A 24,724-nucleotide genomic window follows, 5' to 3' on the forward strand; every position below is an offset into this window, starting at 1 on the left:
ACATAGCCCTTGAAAAGATTGTTATTGTCTTTCAGGGCTGATCCGATCATAACCCGGATAACCTTCAGCATCCTGTCGTAATAACCGTTAACAGTGGCCTTCTGCAGAGGAACATCATATTCGTCAATGATGATCACCGCTTTCTGGTCATATTCCTTGGCAAGCATGCTTCCGATCTGCCTAAGCGAGGTTTGAACTACAGTTTTAGCCGTTTTCATATTGTCCGGATTTGACAGTTTCCGGTTTTTCCGCTGACAGAGAGCCAGACTTTCCCGAAAACCTTTTTTTTCTTCAGGACTGATCTTTTTACTTTTCAGCAAAAAATCAAACTTCACAAAAAGATCGGCCAGGATATTCAGGAGAGAATTCATGGCATCCTCAAAGTCCTCACCATCAGTATCCTTAAAAGAAATACTGACTACCGGATAGCGCCCCATGTATTCGTCGCAGAGCTTTCTGTTCTCTTTGTAAACTTTAAGATTCCTAAAAAGATTTTCCTGCCGGCTTCTGTCTTCAGGATTTTCATAGTTCATTTCCAGGAAGGTAGACAGCATGCTCATGGACAGGGTTTTTCCGAAACCATGGGGTCTCAAAAAATGGAAAACTTCAACTGCAGAGGTCAGCAGGGATTTTAAATATGAAGTTTTATCGATATAAATTTTTCCTTCATCGATAATTGCTTCAAAATCAGACTCGCCTATAGGAAATGATTTTACAGAAATTGTCATTTTCAGCTCTCCCTGCGACTGTGCCCGCAGCACCGCCCTGTTCCTGTTTTATCTTAAATCATCCTCAATATAGCATATGAAAGCCATTTTCAGGTATTTCGGAGGAGCTTTTATGACAGGTCAGGAGGAGTTTTCAGAGCGAAATGGAATATACCTAACGGAGATGCCCCTGCAGATGTCTGAATACCATACCAACTGGAAAAAGAGCCTTTGCATCCAAAATACCACATCCTAGAATCTGTTAAACAACTCAGCATAAGACCGGAGACTCCTGCCAAAGGAAGAGCATCTCTAAAGAGTATAGCCTGAAACCCGGGACGCACAGAATCTTTCTGAAGACCGGGCAGCGAACCGCAAAACCCCCAGAAGCAGAATATCCATCTGAAGATCCCGACACAGCTAAAAGCCCCGTCTCCGGAAATGATGACATAAATGTACCGGCAATCCGGAACATACAGATTTCGAAAGATCCCGGCGGCCTGCCGGTTACACTCCTCTGCACGGTATTAGCTAACCAACCCCTGGTTCAGAGCATAGCTTTTCACCTCAAAAAAGCCCCTCATTTCTAATGATGGACGTTTACCGGATCATAAAAAAGGCAATCCCGATATCCGAGACTGCCCTGTATTTTCATAATATCCGGTCAGACCAGTTCATCATTCCGGAAAGCGAAATCTCCGCTAAAAGGCTTTGACACAGTTAATCGGAGTACCATTAATGGTCATTACATAACCATTTCCGGTAAACTGAATCATATTTGTTCCGGAGGTTCCCACCGTCTGCTGATTGGGAGACTGCTGCACAGTATAGTTAAACTGGGAACCATTGAGAGTATAGGTTCCCACCTCAAAGAGTGTCTTCTGCATTGCCCCCTGACTCAAATACACCCGGTAGACATTTCCGGCAAACTCGTGAGTCACCACCATCTGGGGATTGTTGGGAATCTGACAGGTGTAAGAACCGGAAAGACCGGCCTGGGTCAGCGGTACCGGCCCCGCACCTCCTACTCTCTGATAGGCAATGTTCTGACCGTTCACATTCAGATAAAGAACATTGCCGTTAAGTGAAAACATAAACTGATTGGCACCGGTGGAGCAGTTCCGATCATCGCACAGAATCAGGGTATTTCCCTGAATTCCATAGAAGAAGTTTACCTGCTGTCCGTTGTTTATTACCATTCCCGTGCCGTCAGGGTTAAACACAAACTCCATGGACGCTCCGCCCATATAGGCTCCCCACTTGCCCACAATGGATCCCTGGGGCAATGGCTGGGGGGGCGGATTCTGTACGGGGGGCTGCTGCGGCCCCGAAGGCGGCTGCGGAATATAAATGCCGGTTCCAGTATCAACCGCTGTACCGCCAGTCTGACCGCCACCTGGCTGCGTGGTGGGCTGACCTCCCGATCCCTGACCAGGATCCGGGAAAAACGGAGGAAAATCATCAGCGGCCGCAACTGCTGAAAACGCCAGCAGCACCGCCGGCACAAACTTTATTAAGCTATTCATAACTGAAAAATCCAAACGAAACTAAAATCAGAAATTAAAGGTATCCCGCAGCTGTCATTTGCCGAAACCCTGCTGCCCCGGCTGAGGGAGGGGGCCTTCATATTTCACCAGGTTGTAGGAAACATTGTTTATAGTAATAACCAGCACATTGTTATTCATAGCATACGGAATAACATACTGCTGCCCCTGCATGTCAGAAATTACCAGCTGATTATTCTGGATGGAATAGGTAAACCCCATAATCTGTCCGGCATAACCCAAAGAACCGATAGACTGTTCTCCCAGCATCAGCACCATTGGAATACTGGGATTCTGGGAAATCCAAAATCCATACATCGAGGAATTTATCCCCGAAAAAGCCTTACCGATATTCGAGGTTCCCCGGTTTTCCAGCTTTTTGAGAGGGGAAACTCCAGGATTAACGTCTCCAGAAATACCTCTCTTCAGATCAATGCCGCCAGCCGGCTGTCCCATATTCATAATGACATCATTAACACCGGAAAATGCGGAAGTCGACATCAGGACTGCCAGAATTGCCAGAGAACGCAGTATGCTGTTTTTCATAAAAATCTCGCTGAAACAAATTTAAAAACTAAAATCCAGCCGGTTTTCTCCGGATGCTTGATACTTACCCGGAAACATGCCGGCCCCAGATAAGCACTATCTTGTACACTGAATATCGTAATCCGAAAACTTCATTACAAATCCGTCCGAAGCCGGGATGATATAACTCACCGAAGTCTGCCCTACCAGGGACGCTACCGGATTCTGAAGAATGGTATAGGTAAAACGATCTCCCTCAATCTTGTAGCTGCCGTACTCCAGGAAGGTATTCCGCAGTTTTGTTCCCTTCATGGTTACATAAACTGCATATTTGGCCGGCATAAAATCATAAACATAAATAGCTCCCGGCACTGAAGAAGACTGGCACTGATATTTTCCGGAAAGCTGCACCACCGGAGTCTCAGGCTGCGGCTGGGGCTGGGGTATGGGCTGCGGCTGGGGAACGGGCTGCGGCTGGGGAACGGGCTGCGGCTGAGGAACGGGCTGCGGCTGAGGAACGGGCTGGGGCTGCTCTGTTTTCCGAAGCGTGACTACCTTGCCATTGAACTGAAGCTGCAGAATCCCCTGTCCCACGGCAAACTGAAAACTCATGCTGGAAACATTGTCAGAAATAGTCATCATATTGCCGGCCAGGGTGTAGGAAAAATTCATTTGGGCATTGTTTTGCTGCAGATATCCTGTACCCTGGGGAGAAAAATAAAAAATGATCTCCTGATTCATGTTATCAGTACCTCGCCAGAAACCGGCAAGAGCCGCCTGAACCTGGGGATTTACCGGCACGGAATTCTGTGCCGGCTGATTCGGTGTTCCAAAGGGATTAAAGGGAGGAAGAGTATCGGCAATACTGCCGGAACTAATCACAAATAACATCGCTCCCGAAAACATGTATAACAGTCTGGAATTATTCATTTGGAATTTCCTTTTACCCGGTCAGAAACCGCCGCGGAATTAAAGTAATCCGGGCGCACTGTAAAACTCAGCTGCAAAATATTTAAAGAAATCCGCGATTAATATTAAAAAAACATTTCCGTAATCGCAGTTCTCACGCTGTATAACGTCCCCCAACCAACAAGTTTCAGGCATTGAGGCGTATCAGCAATTTTATATGATTATGCGGCTCCTTTTTGTGATCCGTTCCGATTTTTACACGCAAATAATTTGATATATTCGACAATAATTAATAATTAAATTTTTTTAAATATTAATACCGGAATCCCTCATCTTATACGAACACGGAAAATTACCCATTTCTGTTTTCCCGCTGAAGATTATCAGTTCCATGGTGGAGATATTTCCGGTTTTTCTGGAAATCCGGGCTTCTGTGCCATTCTCGCGCATTCCCGGCAATCATGTGGTTCACCGGACGGCATTGCCCGCCACGGAAATACGAGAGGTCTCCATGTCCAGTAAACAAAAATATCAAAAAGGAATAACCGCCCTGTATGTTTCTCTTTTTCTTGCAGGAATGTCTGTTTCCGCCTGCAGCGACGAAGAGGGGGCATTACCGGACTCCGGAGAAAATGACTCTTTTCATAAAACAGCAGCTTCCGAAGATGCAACCGGCATTCTTCCTGAAAACTACAGTCTGGATCCCTTCCGCCCCCGATCTGAAAAGCGTTCCGGCGCGGCACCGGATACTAATGCAGACTCCGGTACCGGAATTCCCGCACCCGCAGCTTCCGCTCCGGCCGCTCTCTCCAAAAACAGCGGACTTGTCAGAACTGCCGAAAACAGCTCCGGAAAAAAATCCTGGACTATCATGGTATATATGTCCGGAGACAACAACCTGGAGGGACAATCCTTTCAGGAAATTCTGGAAATGGAAAAGGCTCTTCCCGACGGTGTGGAAATCATTCTCCTTCATGATCGCAGTCCGAAATTCTCCACCGATTTTGGCGATCTCCAGGGAGCACGGATCTACAGAATTCGAAAAACCTCCGTCAGCTACGACATGGAACAGTATTATCTGACCGGAAATCGGGCTCTCCTGCCGCCCAGTCTCAGTTCTGAAGTGATTAGGGAGCTGGGAGACGTCAACATGTCCGATCCCCGGAATCTGGAGGATTTTGTCAGATTCGTCGTCGAAAACTACCCTGCAGAGCGCTATGCCCTTGTAGGCTGGGATCACGGAAACGGCTGGTACGGTCTTATGGGGGACGACACCTCCGGTGACTACATGACCATCAGAGAGTACACCGAAGCTGCAGCCCGGGCTGCTAGCTACCTGCCCCGGAAAAAATTCGATCTGGTACTGTTCGAAATGTGCCTTATGGGACAGCTGGACGTTCTTTACGAAACCCGAAAAATCACTGATTTTGCCGTTGCCAGCGCCCCGTCTATCCCGGCATTCGGTTCTGACTACATCTCCATTCTGCCGCTGTTTACCGGAGACGTGAAAACCGAGGATCTGGGAAGGGAAATCGTGAAACGGAACCTGGCATTTTTCAACAGACACAATGCTGTCAGCGATCTGGCCTCCTTCAGCTTCTACGATCTGAGACAGCTTGACGAGGTCATCTCCGGAATGCAGACTCTGACCGCCGGGCTCAGAAAACACGTTGCTGCAGATTCTCTGAAACTTACCAGAAGTACCATCGACGCCCTGCACTATGAGAGCTCAGGCTTTGACGAAATACACCGGGGGCTTACCACTCCTTCATCCGTTGATATCTTTGACTGGCTGGACGTTATTGACCGGACGTTTAGCGATCTCCGGAAGGAAACCGGAGAGCTCCGCAAGGCGCTCCTCAAGCTGGTGGTGCATACAGAAAGCACCCAGGGATTTGAGTATGCAAAAGGACTATCTGTATTTCTCCCGCTTACTGAGAATAACATGCCCACTCCGAAAAATCCTTATCCTGCCGTATGGGGGCTTAAGCATGAGAGAAACTACCCCCAAACAGAATTCGCCATTAAATCCGGTATGAAGGACTATCTGGGAACTCTCTTCCGGGAACAGAAAAACATTAAAATCCCGGCACCGGTATTTTCAAACACAGAAATCGGAAAAGTCCGGACAGAGGCCGGAAAACAGGAGCTGGTTATCGAAAAGGAAAACACCATAACTCCGCTGAGCCAGTATTCCCTGAGCTTTGACATTACAGGGAATCAGATACTCTGGATCCGGTTTATGCAGCTGGTGTCAGACAGCGCAAATCCGGGAAAAAGATATGTCAGCTTCCTGCAGAACATTCTGGATCTCAAAAGACATACCCCTGAGGACATCAATGACCCCCGCAAATTCATGCCGGTATTCCAGGACGGCACCTCCTCCCTGGTCAGGGAAATCCCGGGACAGGGCTACGAGCTCAGCGACGGTATGAAATCCGTAAGTGTTACCGTGAATCATTCCAGTCTTAATCAGAACGAAATCGAAATCACCGGACTTTACAGAGACCAGTGCACCGGAGGAGATGTTATCGCTGCACTGGTGGTAGACAGCAATACTAAAATGGGCTCCCAGCTCTACGACGAGCACAGACATAGGCTGATTCCATGCTCCCAGGATGCCGAATTCAAACCACATTACGGATATCTTGATGAGTCCGGAAAATTTCATCCCCAGGTTCAGGAGGCGATAAAGCTCGTAAATGCCAAGCTGATTCTGGCAAATCTGCCCGATGATGTTCACGTGCAGTACAGCCTGTCGTCGGAGAACGTTTCCGGCGCCACCGGCCGGACGATAACCTCCGGAGATCACATTATCAAAAACAATCCCGAACAGCTCCGACTCATGAACAATGCCAAAATAGGACTTCAGAGCATTGCCGACAGCTATGCGGTGGGACAGTTTGCCTCAAATATGGAAAGCAATCTGGATCTTCTCCCCACCCGGGGGATAATCTCCTTCAGACCAGACGGCTTCAGTGTTAAAGGCCTGTCACTCCCCTCCTGGAACACCTCCTCCGGAGAGCAGGGGATTCTAAATCTGACCCCAAACCTGAATGTTCCTCTGGCTCCGGCAATTCTTGAAACCTTTGACAGCAACGGCCGGGTGGACATGATTTTCCGGAACGCCTCTTCCTTCCAGGTCTTCATGGATCAGGACGACAGCGGTCATAAAATTTTCTACCTCATCGCCCAGGGCACCGGAGACCGCTTTGCTCTCTTCCCGCTCCGGGACATTAACGAAGACAGCCTCCAGGGCTCCTGGATTGGCGAAAACCAGTTCTGGTCCTTCAACAGCGGCAAGGTTACCTTCAGCTACAGCGGCACCAGAGTCCCCAGAAATACCGGCACCCATAACGGCAGCTACACTCTTAAAGACAACGAAATCACTGCCCGGGGGCTTCCCGACAGCAAATACTACATCATAATCGATCGCCTGCATGAAAAGCTCTATCTCATGTCAGAAAGCAAGGTGCAGGCCATTGTGGAAAAAGCAGTCCAGGACGGCAGTATGTCTCTCCGGGAATTCAGAAGCCGGGTTCACGGCAAATGGCTGCACCGGGATGCCGCCGGATCCGCAACCGCACTGGAAATCTCGCCTGCCGGACGCAGCGGACTTCTGAGATTCCGCTTCTCCGCTGCCGGAAAAAACTCGGAAGCCGTCGGAGCTCCGGAATCGGACCGGATTCTTATGAGCTATGACAACGGGGCCCGGATGAGTACCGGATACCGGTATGGCAAAAACGGAAACACGGAAACCCTGACGCTTATTTTTGAAAACGGCGGAGAGTACACCTTCCAGAAACAGTAACCCCGGCTGTCCCCGGGGATGGCAGCACCACATGCGAGGTTTTTATGTTTTTTAAGGCACTTGACATAGCTTTTTGCAAATCAATCCTGGTCATTGGACTTCTGGTTACTGCTGCGCTTTCCCCAGCCCGGGCCGCCAGCGATAACACACCCGACAGAGAATGGACAGTGATGGTCTATATTGCCGGAGACAACAACCTGGAGGAGGCCGTCATTCTGGATCTTCTGGAAATGGAGCAGGGCAAGAACGACGATACCGAAATTCTGGTCTTTGCAGATCGCAGCAAGGGTTATTATCAGGACTGGCAAAACTGGTACGGCGGCAGACTTTACCGCATCAGGAAGGACCACTCCTTAAATCTGGAACAGGTTTACAGTTCTCCGGATGCCACGCCCAATACTGTTGCCTCGGAAATGCTGCAGGAGCTCGGAGAAATCGATTCCGGGGATCCTAAGGTTCTGGAGGAGTTTGTAAAATATGCCGGTACCTACTTTCCTGCCAGAAGATACGCTTTCGTAGGCTGGAATCATGGCGGCGGCTGGCCGCTCCTGCTTCAGGACGAGGGAACGGGGCATTTCATGTCATCAGAAACCTTTGCAGAGGCTCTGCGCCGCGGCAGTCAGGCTCTCCCCTCCGGCAAGTTCGATCTGGTGCTTCTGGACATGTGTCTTATGGGACAGCTGGACGCCCTTTACAATCTTCGGGATGTAACTAAATACACCGTAGCCAGCGCCCAGATCGTACCCGGCCTGGGGGCTGACTATGCCGGATTCCTGAAATTTTTCCGGCCCGGGGTCTCCACCAGGGAAGCCGGCAAGGCCATTGTGGATGCCACTATCGATTTTTACAACCGGCACCCTAAGGAGGCCTCCTTCTCTCTTTACGAAATGTCTAAAATCACCCCTCTTGTCACAGAGCTTAATTCTCTCACTGATCATCTCCGGAAAGACAGTGCGCAGAACACCTACCGGCACACCCGCAATATCAGCGACAGCTTTCATTACGGACAGCAGAAAATCTACAGCGACTTCGAAAATCAGAAAAACGCATTCTCCTCCATCGATCTCCATGACTGGCTTAATCATCTTCAGGCATTTAGTCCTGAATATAACGAACATGTTATGAATATCCGCAAAAAGGTTCAGGATTTCATGGTCTACACCAGAAACAGCGACACCTACGGATTTACTAAGGGAGTGGCCGTCTACGCCCCCGTAACCCGGGCCTCGCTGTTTCCCGGCTATGACAAATCACCCTTTGCCCGGGACTCCGGCTTTCTGAACTATCTCTCAGAGCTCTATAAGCATCAGGAACTTCAGGGCAAGCAGGATCCCTTCTTTTCTGACATCGAAATCGGTATTCCCAGGGTACACAAGGATGCAGACCCCGCAAAGCCCGAAAGCTTTGACATCGAACCGGTTAACGCCATCGCCCCCCTGACCCAGACCGCCCTGCGATTTGCGGTAAACGGTGAAAACATCCTGTGGACAACTCTGAGCGAGCTAGTGATGCCTGCCAACCGCACGGACCGAATATACATCAATCACGAGCAGCTGCTGGTGGATCTGGCCAAACAGGAAAGGCTGGATCAGTCGATGATACAGAACAACCTGAACGACATTCTTCCGGACTATGCCGAGGGCAAAACCATGTTCCTCCGAGAGTTCACCGGACAGATGTACCGGATAACCAACGGCACGGAGATATACGATATCACGGTGGATCATTCCAATACCGAATTTGGCACCATTGCAGCCTCCGGCTACTACTACAGTCCTTCTCTCGGTCAGGAGGTGCATGTTACGGCGGCATTTGATACCCGCACCCTGCTTTTGACGGGGCTCTACCATTATGACCTGGGCAAGGAAATCGCCATCAGCCCGGGATCCTATTTCCGCCCCGAAGTCAGCTTTCTCACCCAAAAAAACGGCCAGCTGGTCCAGGAAACCGAGGTTCTTTCCGGGATCAGCTTCAGCAAAAACGACGAGCTTTTCCTGATGCTGTCCAATATTCCGCAGGGTAACAAAATAGGATACCTCCTGAAAACCGAAACCATGGGCGGAAAAAAGAACATGGACGTCACCCAGCTTATCCCCGTAGCAGGAAATCCGGAGCAGCAGGATCTAATTTCCGCCACCGGCTCAAAACTTAACGAACTCCGGGGCCGCTATGCTATCGGCTATTACGCTCAGAATCCCCGGTACGGCATCAATCTTCTGCCCACCTTTGATACCATTGCCTTCGATTTTGACACTGCACAAAAACCCCGGCAGATATCCTGGACCACCGGAGACAAAAAAGGCATAGGACTTCTGAACTATCTCCTGAAGCCGGACAGGGAAACCCCGCCACAGCTCAATCTCTACCGGGAACCCAATGCCAGCCGGGGACTGGAGTCTCTGGCCTCCTATGAGGTGTTTATCGATTCCCAGGGAGCAAACCGGGTGATTTACCTTATCGAACTCGGCCCGGGCACCCGCATCGCCCTGTATCCCCTGGATGGAATCACGGAAAAGGACCTTGAAGGCACCTGGACAGACACTAACCAGAAATGGATTTTCAAAGACAATAAGGTAACCCTGGATTATTCAGGAGATCTGGGGGAAAAGGGTACCTATACCGGAACCTATACCGTCAGGGACAACGTTATAAGAATAGACTGGAAGCTACCTTTCAAGGAATTCTGCTTCATTATCGACCGGAATCAGGACAGAATTATTCTGAAACCCCGGGAAAAAATCCTGTTCGGTGGAGAAAAGATAATTCCGGGAACCGGGGAAACCGCCACCTCTCTGGGCAAAAAGCTGGCCGGAAAATGGCTCATGCAAAGCGGAAGCCATCCGACCACACTGGAAATCACCGGAATTTCCGGCAAAAAATACCTGCGATTCCGGTTCACCATGAACGGAACTGTTTCCGAGGCGGTGGGAGCCATCGGCAGCGGCAGATTGCTGCTGACCTTCGCAGACGGACGCCGCATGGATCCGGAGTTTACTCTGAAAGGCCAGGAGCTTTCTCTGAAGACCGGAGAAAACCGGACATTCACTTTCCGTAAAGATTCCGGAAACAGATAGGCATTCCGTTATTTCAGACAAGGCCTCTCCCGGTGTCTTCCATGGAAAGGGCTCCGGGAGAGTTTTTTCTACCTTCAGCACGTCCGGAATGCCAGAAAAATCTCATCCCGGAACAGCAAACCTGTATAAGAACGGACGGTACTGATAAAATATGAGCATGTTGTCAGTACAGATCGTTGCCACCAGCACAAAATGAAAGAAATCGAACTTTATTCAGACGGGTCATGTCTTGGGAATCCCGGGCCCGGAGGCTACGGGGTAATCCTGAGGTATCCGGCGCTTAATTACGAAAAGATTTTTTCCGAAGGCTTCAGAATCACCACCAACAACCGCATGGAGCTTCTCGGAGTTATTACCGGACTATCAAATCTCAAAGAATCCTGCCAGGTTACTGTAACCACCGACAGCCAGTATGTCATAAAGGGGGTTACCGAATGGCTTCCGGGATGGATCAGAAACAACTGGAAAACCAGCACCAGGAAGCCGGTGGTAAATCAGGATCTCTGGAAACTCCTGGCCGGCGAAATTTCCCGGCATCAGGTTACATGGAATTGGATTAAGGGGCATGACGGACATGAATACAATGAAAAATGCGATAATCTGGCAAGAACTGCCGCAAAAAACTCCCCTGACAGCATTGATATCGGCTATGAAATCTAGAACGCTGCTTCTCACACTCTGCTCCGCAGCCCTGGCAGCACAGCTATCGGGGTGCGCTGCCACCAAAGGAACCGCACCGGGGGATGTCCCACAGCAGGAGATCACCACAACTCCTGCGGAAACACCTCCGGAGGTATCACCCTATGCTGCAGCCATGCTGGACAGCTTTAAAATCACCCCTCCGGGGGAAATCCCCATTACCGACTATGACAAAAGCAGATATTATCAGGTATACGACCCCAAGTACGCCAACGACAATCTCTGGCTCCATGCGCTCTACCACATGAACTTCGTAATACCGCCCCACAAAAGCACCCCGGTAGACAGAAAAACGGTAAACCGGAATCTGACTGAGGGGCATCTTTTTGCGTACCACATCATCAACGAGCTGAAAAGACGCAACATGCCCCTGGAGCTAATTGCCATTCCCATGATCGAAAGCACCTTCAATCCTCATGCCGTGGCCCCCTGGGGTACGGTTGGGATCTGGCAGTTCACTTCAGGAACAGCCCGGGTATTCAAGCTCTATACCGACAGCAGTTATGACATGAGAAGGGACGTCATCGCTTCCACCAACGCCGCCCTGAACTATATGGAAATGCTTTATAAAATGTTCGGGGACTGGAATCAGGCCGTAGCTGCCTACAACTGCGGTCAGGGAACCGTGAAAAACGCCATTGACAAAAACATAAAAGCAGGAAGGCCCACAGACGTATGGAGTCTGGATATTCCCAAACACAGCAAGGAATACGTCAGCAAGCTGTACGGCTTCACCGACATGATCCGCCGGGGGAAAAATGCCGGTGTAACAATTCCCGACATGCCTTTTAAGCCGGTTTTCAAAATCGTCAGGCTTGACGGCAAAACTCTGAGACAGCTCTCAAACCAGTCCGGAGTAAGCATCGAAAGACTGAAGAAGCTGAATCCAGGCTTCAAATCCGCTGATACCACCACCACTCTGGTGGATTATGTGTTGCTTCCCCTGGATAACAACGACCTTCTCTCCGTTTACCGGATGTCTGGTTCTGCCGCTTCATATGCCAGTACTTCTCAGCAGAACAGGCCCGGTACCACCACAGAGGGTAAAAAAACGGAAAATGCAAATAAGCCGTCGGAAAACCAAAAGCCAGCCGCCTCCGGAAAGCCCCCCGTTCAGAAGCCTGCTCAGAAGCCTGCTCAGAAGCCTGCCCAGAAGCCTGCCCAGAAGCCTGCTCAGAAACCTGCCCAGAAGCCTGCCCAGAAGCCTGCTCAGAAACCTGCCCGGAAGCCTGCTCAGAAACCTGCCCAGAAGCCTGCCCAGAAGCCTGCTCAGAAACCTGCCCGGAAGCCTGCTCAGAAACCTGCCCAGAAGCCTGCTCAGAAGCCTGCTCAGAAACCTAAAAACACCGGAAAAGGAACTTCCGGAAATTATCAAAAAAAGGGTAGCTCCCAAAAAAGGAAATGACGGCACCCCGCGCCTCCTTCCGGCAATGCTTATGGCTGACTCCCTTTTAAACCGGAAGGAGCATGCATCGGGAGTCCCGTCCTTTTCTCTTAAGCCAGCAATCTGCCCTAGTCTGCGCTGTCCCGGATCTGGCTTATATGCTGCCCCCACCTGAACCATGCCACACCTTCTCTCAGAACTGTATTTTTATCAGCATTGCCGATCAAATGGGATAAAAACAGGATAATGCTTCTTTTGGGGATCCTACAACCTTCCGGACTATTCTCTCCCGCAATTTCAGCTCTGGCTAAATGTCCCCGGAATATCAGCAAAAACACCATAACTGTGATAAAATCAACACAAATGTAAAATTGTTCTTTATCAATGATAAAAATAGAATTCTGCGGCCCCTGCCGGGTTCCGGATTGGAAACATCATCCCGGGGATATGCAGGTTTCCCTGTCATATCCGCCCCCTGTCCGGCCGGGGCCCTTTTGAGAAAGCCACAATGCTAAAAGATACTATCATCACCAAACTCGAAACCATCGTTGAACGCTATGAAGAGGTTCAGGCGCTCCTGTCCCAGCCCGAAATCGTCGGAGATCAGGATAAATTCAGATCTCTCAGCAAAGAATATGCAGATCTGGAAAACATCGTCCGCGAATTCCGGGAATACCGGACAGCCCTGCAGGATTCCAAAGCCATCCAGGAAATGCTGGAAAGTCCGGACGAGGAAATGAGGCTCATGGCAGAAGAGGAAGCCCCCCTTAACACCGCAAAAATCACTGCCGCTGAAAAGAACATTCAAATCATGCTCCTTCCGCGGGATCCCAAGGATGACAGCAACGCCTTTCTGGAAATCAGAGCCGGCACCGGCGGCGATGAAGCCGCTCTCTTTGCCGGGGATCTCTACCGGCTGTATACCAAGTATGCCGAAAAGAAGGGCTGGAGCATCGAAATCATGAGCGAATCCCCCGGTGAAATGGGCGGTTTCAAGGAAATCATCTGCAAGGTTAACGGCGACGGGGTCTACGGCATTATGAAGTTTGAATCCGGCGGGCATCGGGTACAGCGGGTTCCGGTAACCGAAACTCAGGGCCGGGTACACACCTCCGCCTGCACCGTAATGGTATTCCCGGAGGTTCCGGAATCCGAAGCCCCGAAAATTGATCCCAAGGATATCCGGATCGATACCTTCCGTTCCTCCGGTGCCGGCGGCCAGCATATCAACAAGACCGATTCAGCCATCAGAATTACCCATTTCCCCACCGGTATCGTGGTGGAATGCCAGGATGAAAGATCCCAGCACCGGAACAAGGAGAAGGCCTTCGCTGTTCTGGCTGCCCGGCTGGCCAAGCTCGAAGAGGAAAAGCGGGCTCAGGAAAAATCCGAAGAGCGGCAGAGCATTCTGAGCTCCGGAGATCGCTCGGATCGCATCCGCACCTATAACTACCCCCAGGGAAGAGTCAGCGATCATCGCATTAATCTGACCCTGTACCGCCTCGATGAAATCATGAACGGAGATCTGGATTCTCTGGTTATGCCGGTTATCGAGGAGCATCAGGCCGCTCAGCTGGCCGAACTGGCAAAAGCCAATTAAAAATCAGAGGCCCCCATGAAAGCAGGTGATATATATCGCGAATCAGAGCAGATTCTGAGACCGTTTACCAATTCCAGAGAAGTATCCTCTATTGAAGCCTACTGTCTGGTATCGCACGTTCTTAACCGTGAAAAGTCTTATCTGCTTACCCATCCGGAGGAAGAGATTCCCGAAAACCAGGTGGCACTGATCCGGGAAATGACTCAGAAACGCCTTACCGGAGTTCCCATAGCCTATATCGTAGGCTGGAAGGAGTTCTGGTCTCTCAGGCTTAAGGTCACTCCCGCCACCCTGATTCCCCGTCCAGATACCGAAACCGTGGTGGATCAGGCCCTGATAAAGGCCAGTCAGCTCAAAGCCAAAAACCCCCGCCGCCCCCTCAGAATTCTGGATATGGGGACCGGCAGCGGCGCCATTGCCCTGGCTCTCAAGAAGGAGCTTCCCGACGCCGAAATCGATGCCATAGACTACTCCGATGAGGCCCTTCGGGTGGCACAGGAGAATTCTGATACCCTGGGGCTTCCCGTGCATTTCTGGAACAGCGACTGGTTCAAAAACATTAAGGCCGGGCATCAGTATGACATCATAGTTTCCAACCCTCCCTACATCGCCCGGGGAGACGCGCATCTTGCCGAGGGGGATCTCTGTTTTGAGCCCCGAACCGCGCTGGTGGCACCCATGGAGGGACTTATCGACATTCTTAATATTGTCCATCAGGCTGCCAAATTCATGCGTCCGAACAGCTGGATCATCATCGAGCACGGTTTTCAGCAAGGGCCGGATGTCAGACACATGTTTCATGATGCCTGCTTCAGCTGTGTGGACACCATCCGGGATTTGGGAAACAACGAAAGAGTAACCGTCGGTGCCCTGATTCAGGACGACCGGGAACAACAGAACGAAGAAGATAAGCAATAATATGAACAACACTAGCAAAACTGTTAAAATCGGTGAAATCACAGTCGCCAACAACAGGCCTTTTGTGCTTTTTGGCGGCATCAATGTTCTGGAGTCCGAGGAACTGGCACTTCAGGCTGCCGAACATTACGTGACAGTAACCCAGGAGCTTTCCATACCATTTGTGTTCAAGGCTAGCTGGGACAAGGCAAACAGATCTTCCATCCACTCCTTCCGCGGCCCCGGACTGGAAAAAGGCATCAGAATATTTGAAAGGCTGAAACGGGAATTCGGAGTAAAGATCATCACCGACGTGCACGAAGAGGATCAGGTGGCACCTCTGGCCGAGGTGGCTGACGTCCTGCAGCTTCCTGCTTTCCTGGCCAGACAGACCAACCTGGTAAAGGCCATTGCCGAAAGCGGCAAGCCGGTCAATGTTAAAAAGCCGCAGTTTCTGAGTCCGAGCCAGGTGGGAAACATTGTGGAAAAGTTCGCTGAATGCGGCAACGATCAGATCATGCTCTGCGAACGCGGTTCCTCATTTGGCTACGATAATCTGGTAGTGGACATGCTGGGATTCGGAGTCATGAAAGAAGCTTCCGGCGGTTCTCCCGTCATCTTCGATGTTACCCACTCTCTCCAGTGCCGGGATCCGAATGCGGAAGCATCCGGCGGCAGAAGAAAACAGGAGGCCGAACTGGCCCGGGCCGGCATGGCTGTTGGTATTGCCGGACTTTTTCTGGAGGCTCATCCAAATCCTGATACCGCCAAGTGCGATGGGCCGAGTGCGCTGCCGCTGGCGCTTCTGAAGCCGTTCCTGTCCCAGATCAAGGCTATCGACGATCTGGTCAAGAACCTGCCAGCACTGGAAATCTGCTAACACTTCAATATTACCGCAGTCTGGGGCCCTCACGGCTTCAGACTTTTTTTCAGAAAAAATCAAGGATCACAATTCCATGGCAACTCAGGAATTTCTGGACGAAATCAACCGGCGCCGCACCTTTGCGATTATTTCGCACCCGGATGCCGGAAAAACCACCATTACCGAAAAGCTGCTGCTTTACGGCCGCGCCATTCAAAAAGCCGGAACAGTAAAGGGGCGCGGCAGCAGCGGCACCTTTGCAAAATCAGACTGGATGGAAATGGAGAAGGAACGCGGCATTTCCGTTACCACCTCGGTAATGCAGTTTCCCTACAACGGCTGTCTGGTTAACCTTCTGGATACCCCAGGCCACGAAGACTTCTCGGAAGACACCTACCGGGTACTGACAGCGGTGGACTCCTGCCTGATGGTCATTGATGCCGCCAAGGGCGTAGAGGAAAGAACCCGCAAGCTCATGGAGGTAACCCGGCTCCGGGACACCCCGATCCTCACCTTCATGAACAAGCTGGACCGGGAAACCCGGGATCCTCTGGAGCTTATGGACGAAGTGGAAAAGGAGCTGGCCATTATGTGCGCTCCCATTACCTGGCCGGTGGGCTGCGGCAAGCGTTTCCGGGGGATCTATCATCTTTACCGGGACGAGGTTTATCTCTACGAATCCGGGCATGGTTCGGAAATTCAGGAAAAACGGGTAATCAGGGGACTGGATAATCCGGATCTGGCCGCTGCCATCGGTGAGGATATGGTTACCGAACTTAAAGAGGAAATCGAGATCGTCAAGGCAGCATCCAACGAATTCAGTCTGGAGGACTTTCTAAAGGCCGATCTCACACCGGTGTTTTTTGGTACAGCCCTCGGCAATTTCGGCGTAGATCTCATGCTGGACGGACTTACAGAATGGGCTCCCGCCCCCGGGGCCAGACATGCAGAATCACGGGATGTGGCACCTTCCGAAGAAAAGCTTTCCGGTTTTATTTTCAAAATCCAGGCTAACATGGATCCCAAGCACCGGGACCGGGTGGCGTTCCTGCGGCTGGTTTCCGGACAGTACCAGAAAGGCATGAAACTCCGCCATGTGCGCATCGGCAAGGACGTGAACATTTCCGATGCGGTAACCTTCATGGCTGGTGACAGGGAACAGGCGGAAACCGCCTATGCCGGTGATATTATCGGACTTCACAATCACGGTACCATTCAGATTGGTGACACCTTTACCCAGGGTGAGGAGCTGCACTTTACCGGGATTCCGAATTTCGCCCCGGAGCTCTTCAAACGTATCAGGCTCAGAGATCCTCTGAAACAGAAGGCTCTTCTCAAAGGACTTATTCAGCTTTCCGAAGAGGGAGCAGTCCAGGTATTCCGGCCGATAATCAACAACGACCTTATTGTGGGCGCCGTGGGCTCCCTGCAGTTTGACGTGGTAGTCTCCCGGCTCAAGAATGAATACAACGTGGAGGCCATCTACGAACCGGTAGCCGTGACCACAGCTCGCTGGATCGAAAGCGATAATCCCCGGGCCATCGAGGACATTAAAAACCATGTTCCGCAGAATATCGCCCTGGACGGTTCGGACAACCTGACCTACATCGCGCCCTCCATGGTCAACCTCAATCTAACCATGGAACGGCACCCTGACATTCGCTTCAGCAAGACCAGGGAGCACTGACAGAACACCAATCTGAAAACAGGAATCCCCTTATGCCAGGACTTCCTCTGACAGACACCCACTGCCACCTGGATCTGATGTCCGGAGAAAACCTGGCCGTCCTGGCTGAAAAGGCCCCGGCGGCCGGCGTGCTCACCTTTTTCGTTCCCGGAGTGACCCTGAACTCCGGAACTTCCGATTTATCTCCCGTAAAAATCTTCACAAATCCTTCCATAAAAATCTTCTCCATGCTGGGTGTTCATCCCGGTTATCTTCAGGATTTTTCCGAAACAGCTTTCCAAAGACAGGCGGAAATCAGACAGCCCTTCATGATCGGGGAAATCGGACTGGATCGCCGCTATGAGGAACGCTTTTCCGGAGAATATCAGGCAAGCTGCTTCCGCAGCCAGCTCGGAACAGCCCGGGAACTGGATATTGCTGTTTCCCTGCACATTGTAGGACGACATGAGAAGGCCCTTCGCATTATCAGGGAATTCCCGGGAATCCGCGGCATCGTTCACGGCTTTTCCGGAAGTCCGGAGCTGGCACGGGAGTATCTCCGGGCCGGATTCCTGCTGGGAGCCGGCCCCCTTATTCTGAATCCCGCATGCCGGAAGCTCCGGAAAACCGTATCCGTCATTTCTCCGGACTATCTCGTTCCGGAAACAGACGCCCCCTTCCTCTTTCGTTATGATGGCAGCCGAAAAATACCGGCCCAGCCGGATCTCATCCCGGATATCATAAAGGAGACCGCCAGGCTTCAGGGAAAAAATTATGAGGACACCGCCGCCGCCATGATCCAGGCGGTGAACAGACTAATGCCCGCCAATACCGGACATCTCTGAATAATTGCCTTAGAAGCTTTTTCTGGGAAGATCCCGACTATGGTATAATCAGGGATATTTTTTCAGCCGGCCTCCTGCGCCGGGGATCTGTGCCTTTCGCAGGATTCCGGAGCGGCGTCATCCCCGTGCTGTTCCGTGCCGGTAACAGCCTACCCGCCGGGAATTGCTCCCGGGACGGAAAATGAAACCGCGTCAATCTTAACTTGTCAGGAAGTACTATGTCTTTTTTAAACACTCCGGACGCCCCGCTGCTCGGCGCCGGCATCCCGGACAACGCTCTATTTGCCATCAACGGGCAGGAAACGGTTCAGGCAGATCCGGAACACTTTAAAGGCGGCTATATCGGAATCGTCAGCGATGGCGTTCTGGCCGGAGATCTTCTGAAGGTGGCGAAAATCGCTTCCGGTTATGGTGTCACCATGGCATTTCAGGCACCCTGTGAATTATTCGGGCATCAGGTGTGCATGGCAAAAACCGACAGCTTCAGCGCTGAACTCAATCAGGAACTGAAAAAACTTCCGGGAAAAATCGATGCAGTTCACGTCAGAAGCTTTCCGAAGCTCTCCGCTCCCGGTGTTATCCTGCTGGATATGGATTCCACCTGTATTCAGTGCGAATGCATTGATGAAATCGCCAAGGCCTGGGGTGTAGGAGAGCAGATAGCGGAAATTACCAGCCAGGCCATGCACGGACTTCTGGATTTCAAGCAGAGTCTGAGAAAACGCGTAGGTCTGCTCAAAGGTGCACCGGCGCAGATTCTCTGGGATCTCAGAGATCGCCTGCCTATCATGCCGGGCTTTCCGGAACTTATTCATCTCCTGCAGTTCCACGGCTGGAAAACCGCCATTGCCTCCGGGGGCTTCATGACTTTTGTAAACCGGCTGAAGGAAGAATTCAAACTCACAATGGTACGAGCAAATACCTTCAGAATTGTTGATGATCATCTTACCGGCGAGCTGGAGGGGGATATTGTGGATTCCAGTGTCAAGGTGACCACCCTGAACGAGCTCCTGGAAAAATTCGGGATTCCGGCTGCACAGTCCATAGCCATCGGCGACGGTGCCAACGACCTTCCGATGATCAACGCTGCCGGCCTCGGTTTTGCGATACACGCCAAACCCATAGTTCGCGAAAAGGCACCGGCGACCATCAACAACTTCGGACTGGATGCTGCGGCATGCCTTCTGAAGGGCGCGGAACTCGTTAACAGGATTCAGTGAGTTTTCGTTTCGGGGAATATAAAGTCTGTCCCAAAAGCAAGAAAGCCGGGAATCCCCGGCCTTTGTTTTCTTGAAGATCTTATGGCCGCCCTGCCCCGGAATGCTCAGTATCAGCGAATCGAATCGGATTTCACAAGGCTGATATTCTCATCAGGAATATCAGGAATCTGCCCTGGTATCACCGGAATATTAAGCTTTACCATTACCGACTCGGTAATATCAATCACATCCCCTATCCCCATAATATTCCAGATACCGCTGTCCAAAGCCTTGAACTTATGCGGGGCATAGCGGCGGATATAGTCCAGTTCTGCCCTGATTTCGGTGACATCAGGACGGCCGTTGGCCGTAACATACACCGCAAAAGCTCCGAAATACCCGCCTGCCAGGCCTCTCTCAATAAACATCCGCTGCTCCTCTAAAGACATAAAGGAATCCTCCGTCTCAGGCACATAGGAAATGCGATTATCAGACACCTCTCTGCGAACGTAAATCGTATACTGCTTCTGAATCTCACTAGTCTTGATTTTTTCAATATCGCCAAGAATATGCCCTCTAAGCACCTGATTTGAAAACAGAGGATAAACATTGGCCTGCTTCGGCGCACATTCCTGGATATGGAAAAGACGGCGCACCCGGGAACTGTTTGCGCTGTCGCAAACATACCCGAGCCGGGAAGCCTTGGAGCGCATGAATATTATCGGCGTGGAGAACAGATTCGAAACGGTAACGGATCTGAGAGCCTTGGAGGTCTCACTCATATGCGGCAGATTCTTTGCCGGCTCCAGCACATGCTGGTTAGCGTTAATAAGCTCATCGAAAAATTGCACCACCGCCGAATGCATGCCGTGGAGCTGAAGGTGCATGATGGTGTGAGCGGAATTTATAAAAACCACCTCATAAATCACATGCATCAGGGACACATTCTTTTTCAGCTTCTGGAATTGCGGCATCGATATGTACACCACATCGCCGTTAAAGCACCGCACCGGAGTTGCAAACTCCACCTGAAGCCCATGACTGGAAATATCCCTGGTCCAGCCGGAAATTTCAGGAAAGTTGTCGCCGGAAGCCAGAATCTCCGTCCGATAGATGTACCGCTGCTCCTTTCTGGGGGTAATGTACTGCAGATACTCCAGCTTCACCGGCTGAACATCTTCGGTATCATGGGTAAAAATCTGCAGACGGTTTACCGACTGGCTACTGGTAAAGCTGTTATAGATCTCCGCATCCCCGGGAGTGTTTATTCTGGTAAGCAGCCCGATGTAGGAAAGTTCGGAAAGGTTATTGTAAAGATCCCGGACGGCCTTCTCGTCCCCGGCAGCTCCCGACAGGGTCTGCAGCATCTTTTCATCAAGCTTGAGAGCACTGATTTCAAAACGAAAAACCCGAAAGGTGCTGCGAGATTTCGAGACTGCAAAAAAAGTCTCCAGAAGCCCCGATTCCTGAAGCTCGTCCAAAGTGGCGCTCAGAAAATAAACATGGTTTTCCATGGTGTGCTTAAAGGCATAGATGTAGGTATACCGGGATCCCTCAGGTTTTTCCAGAAGTCTGGACAGACGTTCCCTGTTAAACAGCGTGCCGATTTTGTCATCGGATTTCTCATCGCGCCAGTAATCCAGCTGTTCGTGGTTGAAATCACTTTTAAGCGCATAGGCCAGCCGGGGAGAGTCTCTGCCGGAAAAGAACAGCGGAATGCCGATAATCCTGGGCAGATACTGATATTCAATGGCCTTGATGTTCAGAATATAGGCCAGGTAGTCAATATCTATTCTGTAGCGGTACTTGTTGGCACTCTGAAAACTCAGAATAAAACGCTCCAGATCCTTGTTATCCGAAAGACACCTGGTTTTAAGCCAGCATCTGACATCTCTTTTTTCCACCCCCAGCGTTTCATAGGGAACACCGGACAGAATTCTGGCAGCTCCGGGATAAAGCTCTATCAGTCTGGTAAAGGTAATTCTGATTTTTTCCCGCTGCCTGAACTCATAGTCCCCGGGAAGGAGGACCTTAATGCCGCTGCAGGACAGATCAGAGGTTTTGGCATTGACAAGACGGCCGTCAGGAAATGCCACCACAATTGCCGAGGAATAATACATTCTTTCGTCACGTCTGTGGGCATAGCTGGCAAAGCGGATCTCATCCAGAGCAAATCTGACAGGACTGTTGGGATCCTGATGCAGCCCGCTTTCTATCCGCCTGGCCTTTTTTCTTTCGTTATGGTTGCGGACCACTTCCTCATAGACACCCTTGGTGTAAACACCGCCATAATAGGTGACAAAACTCATGAAGTCTTCCACATCCTCCTTTTGCAGGAAATGGGAGGTGCCGTTATAGGTAAAGATTTCGCATTCCCCGTCATTTCTGAAATCCATAACACGAAGACAGGGAGCGGAAAGCCGTCTCAGTTCCATTTTCAGGAGAAAATCCGCATTTCCCCCGGCTTCACTGACAATTTCTGCAAAAACTTCCTTGAAATTGGGCGTGTTCATATAGGGAATTAGTTCCCGGGCCCGGTTTCTGACATTGTCCATAAGACCGATTTATCCGATATATCGTAGCGCTATTAAATTTTCCTGATTCTACCCCAAGAACCGGTATTTATTAATCAAACGCTCCCGAAAATATGAGGCTACTCCTGTAAAGATTGTCTGAAACTCCCCAGATTTATCCGAATTCCGGGAAACCAAAAGTTCCCTGAGCGTCTTCCGGTTCAAAAAGACCGAATCGTAACGGCTTTTGTACTAAAATATTAGTCAGAACAATCACAATTCCGGAAATATTCCGGCATTCAGGAAGGTACAGAATATGACAGAAAACAATATTCAAAATAAAACTGAGACTCCCGAAACCTCAGCCGGCCAGCTTACGGCACGTATTCACTCAATTGAAACCGGTGGCACCGTGGACGGCCCCGGAATAAGATATCTGGTATTCTTCCAGGGCTGCAATTTCAAATGCATCTACTGCCATAACAGAGATACCTGGGACATGAAGGGCGGGACTCTGTACACCGTGGAAACACTAATGAAGGAAATTATCACCTACGCCCCCTTTTTCCGGGCCACCGGAGGCGGGGTAACCTGCTCGGGCGGGGAGGCCTCACTGCAGGCAAAATTCATTACCGAGCTTTTCAGACAGGTTCATGCCGCCGGCTTCAACACCTGCCTGGACACCAACGGATATTTCCATTACGGCACGGATCAGGTAAACCTCATTAACGAAACCGACACCTTCCTGCTGGATATCAAAGCTATGGATTCTGCAAAGCACCGGGAAATTACCGGTTTCGACAACGATCGGGTATTCGAATTCGCCAGGTATCTTCGGGATCACGGCAAGAAAATGTGGATCCGTCAGGTGATTATCCCCACCTACACCTCTGATGATGAAAACGCCCACGCTCTGGGAAAATTTATTGTCTCTCTCGGTGATGCCGTGGAACGGGTGGAGCTTCTGGCCTATCACGAACTCGGCAAGCACAAGTGGAAATTCTTCAATGATCCCTACAAACTTGAAAACATCCGCCCTCCGAAAAAGGAGCTTATGGAGCATCTGAAGGGAATTATCAGAGAATATTTCAAAAACACCTACTGATACTGCCAGGACAGGCCTCACACAAATGAAATTCAGGGATCCTGCCCGGATCCGTTTTTTGTCTCAGGGGCTTTATTAGTGCTATTGTGCCTTCCGGAACTCCCGATACCACCTCACAGTTCTTGCCGTAAAAAACAATGCCGTATTTTCTGACAAGATCGTAATCATTCCGGAGATAAAATCGTAGTTCTGACTGTCAATCTGGGCATCCGCAGTAGTATTACGCAACTCCGGTATTGCCTTTCATCGGCAAAAGACAGCGAAACCAGATGATTTATTATGACACGATTAAAATTTAACCTAAGATCAAAAGAAATTTGTGCATACAGCAACAAACACATGTGACTATGTGATTATTTAGGTGCACGACACCCCAATATCATCGATTCACAGAATTATGGCTGTTGTTCCAAAGACTGTATTAGGTCTTAACCCCCCATTTCAAGGCTTCAGGGATTCTTGACAAAAGTGCTGGTGAATCCGTACTATACCGCACACAAAAATCGTGGCATGCTGAAGGGAATTGCAATGGAAGTAAAGATTACAAATAGCGCACTTCCAATCAATCAGCACGATACCGATTCTGCCAAATCGGATCCTCTTTACGCACTGATCGAAAAATTTACATTAACCATTCAAGAGCAGAATACAGTCATTCAGGGGCTGAAGACAACTATTCAAGAGTTGAGATCCGATACTCAAGAGCAGAAAGTAGCCTTTCAAAATCAAACCCAAAAAGTAGAAGAACTGGAAAACAGGATCAGCGAGCTCATGGATTCACTTGAGAAGAAAGAATCCGAACTTTCAGAAAGCAAAGAACTCGTTAAGACCATGAAAATGCTCCTGTCTTCCAAAGAGGTTGATCTTGACGCACTAAGAAGACTTTTGTTTCAAGGCGGCAGAGAACAGAAGAAGGATAAGAAAGAAGCCGCATCCCAAAATGAATCATGATGGTTTCTCTGCCGAGCATAAGCTTAAGATTCTAAAACGTTGCTTTGAAGGAACTGAAAATATTCGCGATGTTGCTATAGATGAAAAGGTTTCACGTACTATAATCTATTCATGGAATGTGGTGTAAATGGCGGCTCGCAGAAAAGCTCGGGACTTGACGAAATCCTCGGTTAGATGATGAAACGGCAGAAGAAAAGGAGAAATTGCGGGCTGGCAGCAAGATCAGGTTTTGAAACTTCAAAAAAAGAAACTGATGTAGGATAAACAGCAACACCAGTTTCTAAACAAAAATAGGCGGTTATATGGATATCACAAATGTTTTAGAAAATCAATCATTTGTTCATGTTGGCGTCGATCTTGCCAAGAATGTTTTTCAGGTTGCTTATATGGAACCGCGTACTAACACCTTGGTCAACCAGCAGATGAACAGAAC

The 24,724-nt window shown here is 50.1% G+C and carries 17 protein-coding genes; 12 read left to right on the top strand and 5 right to left on the bottom strand.

Annotation, left to right across the window (positions count from 1 at the left end; all coding sequences use genetic code 11):
• The 4 genes from F557_RS20690 to F557_RS21605 all read right to left on the bottom strand — a co-directional run.
• The coding region (locus tag F557_RS20690; protein ID WP_157617960.1) for an AAA family ATPase at window positions 1–728 on the bottom strand (728 nt) is incomplete at its 3' end.
• A 680-nt stretch (window positions 729–1,408) separates the two neighbouring features.
• Complete coding sequence (locus F557_RS0117460; protein WP_157617958.1) at window positions 1,409–2,233, bottom strand: DUF5640 domain-containing protein; 825 nt, start codon at window positions 2,231–2,233, stop codon at window positions 1,409–1,411.
• A gap of 54 nt (window positions 2,234–2,287) precedes the next feature.
• Window positions 2,288–2,797, bottom strand: coding sequence for a hypothetical protein (locus F557_RS0117465; RefSeq protein WP_019003497.1), 510 nt, complete (start codon window positions 2,795–2,797; stop codon window positions 2,288–2,290).
• Window positions 2,798–2,893: 96 nt separating this feature from the next.
• Entirely contained in the window at window positions 2,894–3,706 is an 813-nt protein-coding gene (locus tag F557_RS21605) for a DUF5640 domain-containing protein (protein WP_019003498.1), read from the bottom strand.
• A 370-nt stretch (window positions 3,707–4,076) separates the two neighbouring features.
• Here F557_RS21605 and F557_RS0117480 point away from each other — a divergent pair, with 370 nt between their 5' ends.
• From F557_RS0117480 to serB, 10 genes are all read left to right on the top strand, one after another.
• A complete protein-coding gene (locus F557_RS0117480; RefSeq protein WP_084761696.1) occupies window positions 4,077–7,496 on the top strand; it encodes a clostripain-related cysteine peptidase in 3,420 nt (1,139 codons plus the stop codon).
• A 44-nt stretch (window positions 7,497–7,540) separates the two neighbouring features.
• A complete protein-coding gene (locus F557_RS0117485) occupies window positions 7,541–10,570 on the top strand; it encodes a clostripain-related cysteine peptidase (RefSeq protein WP_019003501.1) in 3,030 nt (1,009 codons plus the stop codon).
• 192 nt (window positions 10,571–10,762) lie between these two features.
• A complete protein-coding gene (gene rnhA, locus F557_RS0117495) occupies window positions 10,763–11,230 on the top strand; it encodes a ribonuclease HI (protein WP_019003503.1) in 468 nt (155 codons plus the stop codon).
• The gene (locus F557_RS21610; protein WP_019003504.1) at window positions 11,220–12,674 is read left to right on the top strand and encodes a transglycosylase SLT domain-containing protein; all 1,455 of its coding nucleotides are present in this window, start codon (window positions 11,220–11,222) and stop codon (window positions 12,672–12,674) included. The genes rnhA and F557_RS21610 overlap by 11 nt, the downstream gene beginning before the upstream one ends.
• A 487-nt stretch (window positions 12,675–13,161) precedes the next feature.
• On the top strand, window positions 13,162–14,253 hold the full coding sequence (prfA, locus tag F557_RS0117510; protein WP_019003506.1) for a peptide chain release factor 1: 1,092 nt from the start codon (window positions 13,162–13,164) through the stop codon (window positions 14,251–14,253).
• Window positions 14,254–14,268: 15 nt separating this feature from the next.
• Window positions 14,269–15,171 (top strand): peptide chain release factor N(5)-glutamine methyltransferase, encoded by a 903-nt coding sequence (gene prmC / locus F557_RS0117515; protein WP_019003507.1) that lies wholly within the window; start codon window positions 14,269–14,271, stop codon window positions 15,169–15,171.
• 1 nt (window position 15,172) lies between these two features.
• Window positions 15,173–16,030, top strand: coding sequence for a 3-deoxy-8-phosphooctulonate synthase (kdsA, locus tag F557_RS0117520; RefSeq protein ID WP_019003508.1), 858 nt, complete (start codon window positions 15,173–15,175; stop codon window positions 16,028–16,030).
• Between the two features lie 76 nt (window positions 16,031–16,106).
• A complete protein-coding gene (prfC, locus tag F557_RS0117525) occupies window positions 16,107–17,699 on the top strand; it encodes a peptide chain release factor 3 (RefSeq protein WP_019003509.1) in 1,593 nt (530 codons plus the stop codon).
• Window positions 17,700–17,731: 32 nt separating this feature from the next.
• Window positions 17,732–18,523 carry a TatD family hydrolase gene (locus F557_RS0117530; protein ID WP_019003510.1) on the top strand — a complete coding sequence of 264 codons (792 nt, stop codon included), beginning with the start codon at window positions 17,732–17,734 and terminating at the stop codon, window positions 18,521–18,523.
• Between the two features lie 218 nt (window positions 18,524–18,741).
• Window positions 18,742–19,743 (top strand): phosphoserine phosphatase SerB, encoded by a 1,002-nt coding sequence (gene serB / locus F557_RS0117535; protein WP_019003511.1) that lies wholly within the window; start codon window positions 18,742–18,744, stop codon window positions 19,741–19,743.
• Window positions 19,744–19,853: 110 nt separating this feature from the next.
• Here the strand turns inward: serB and F557_RS0117540 are convergent, their stop codons facing one another.
• Entirely contained in the window at window positions 19,854–22,277 is a 2,424-nt protein-coding gene (locus tag F557_RS0117540) for a PilZ domain-containing protein (protein WP_019003512.1), read from the bottom strand.
• A 274-nt stretch (window positions 22,278–22,551) separates the two neighbouring features.
• Here F557_RS0117540 and pflA point away from each other — a divergent pair, with 274 nt between their 5' ends.
• Both pflA and F557_RS0117550 read left to right on the top strand, forming a co-directional pair.
• Window positions 22,552–23,340 (top strand): pyruvate formate-lyase-activating protein, encoded by a 789-nt coding sequence (gene pflA, locus F557_RS0117545; protein WP_019003513.1) that lies wholly within the window; start codon window positions 22,552–22,554, stop codon window positions 23,338–23,340.
• Between the two features lie 468 nt (window positions 23,341–23,808).
• On the top strand, window positions 23,809–24,291 hold the full coding sequence (locus F557_RS0117550) for a hypothetical protein (RefSeq protein ID WP_019003514.1): 483 nt from the start codon (window positions 23,809–23,811) through the stop codon (window positions 24,289–24,291).
• Window positions 24,292–24,724 lie beyond the last annotated feature (433 nt).

The sequence above is a fragment of the Succinimonas amylolytica DSM 2873 genome, assembly GCF_000378405.1.
GTDB lineage: Bacteria > Pseudomonadota > Gammaproteobacteria > Enterobacterales > Succinivibrionaceae > Succinimonas > Succinimonas amylolytica.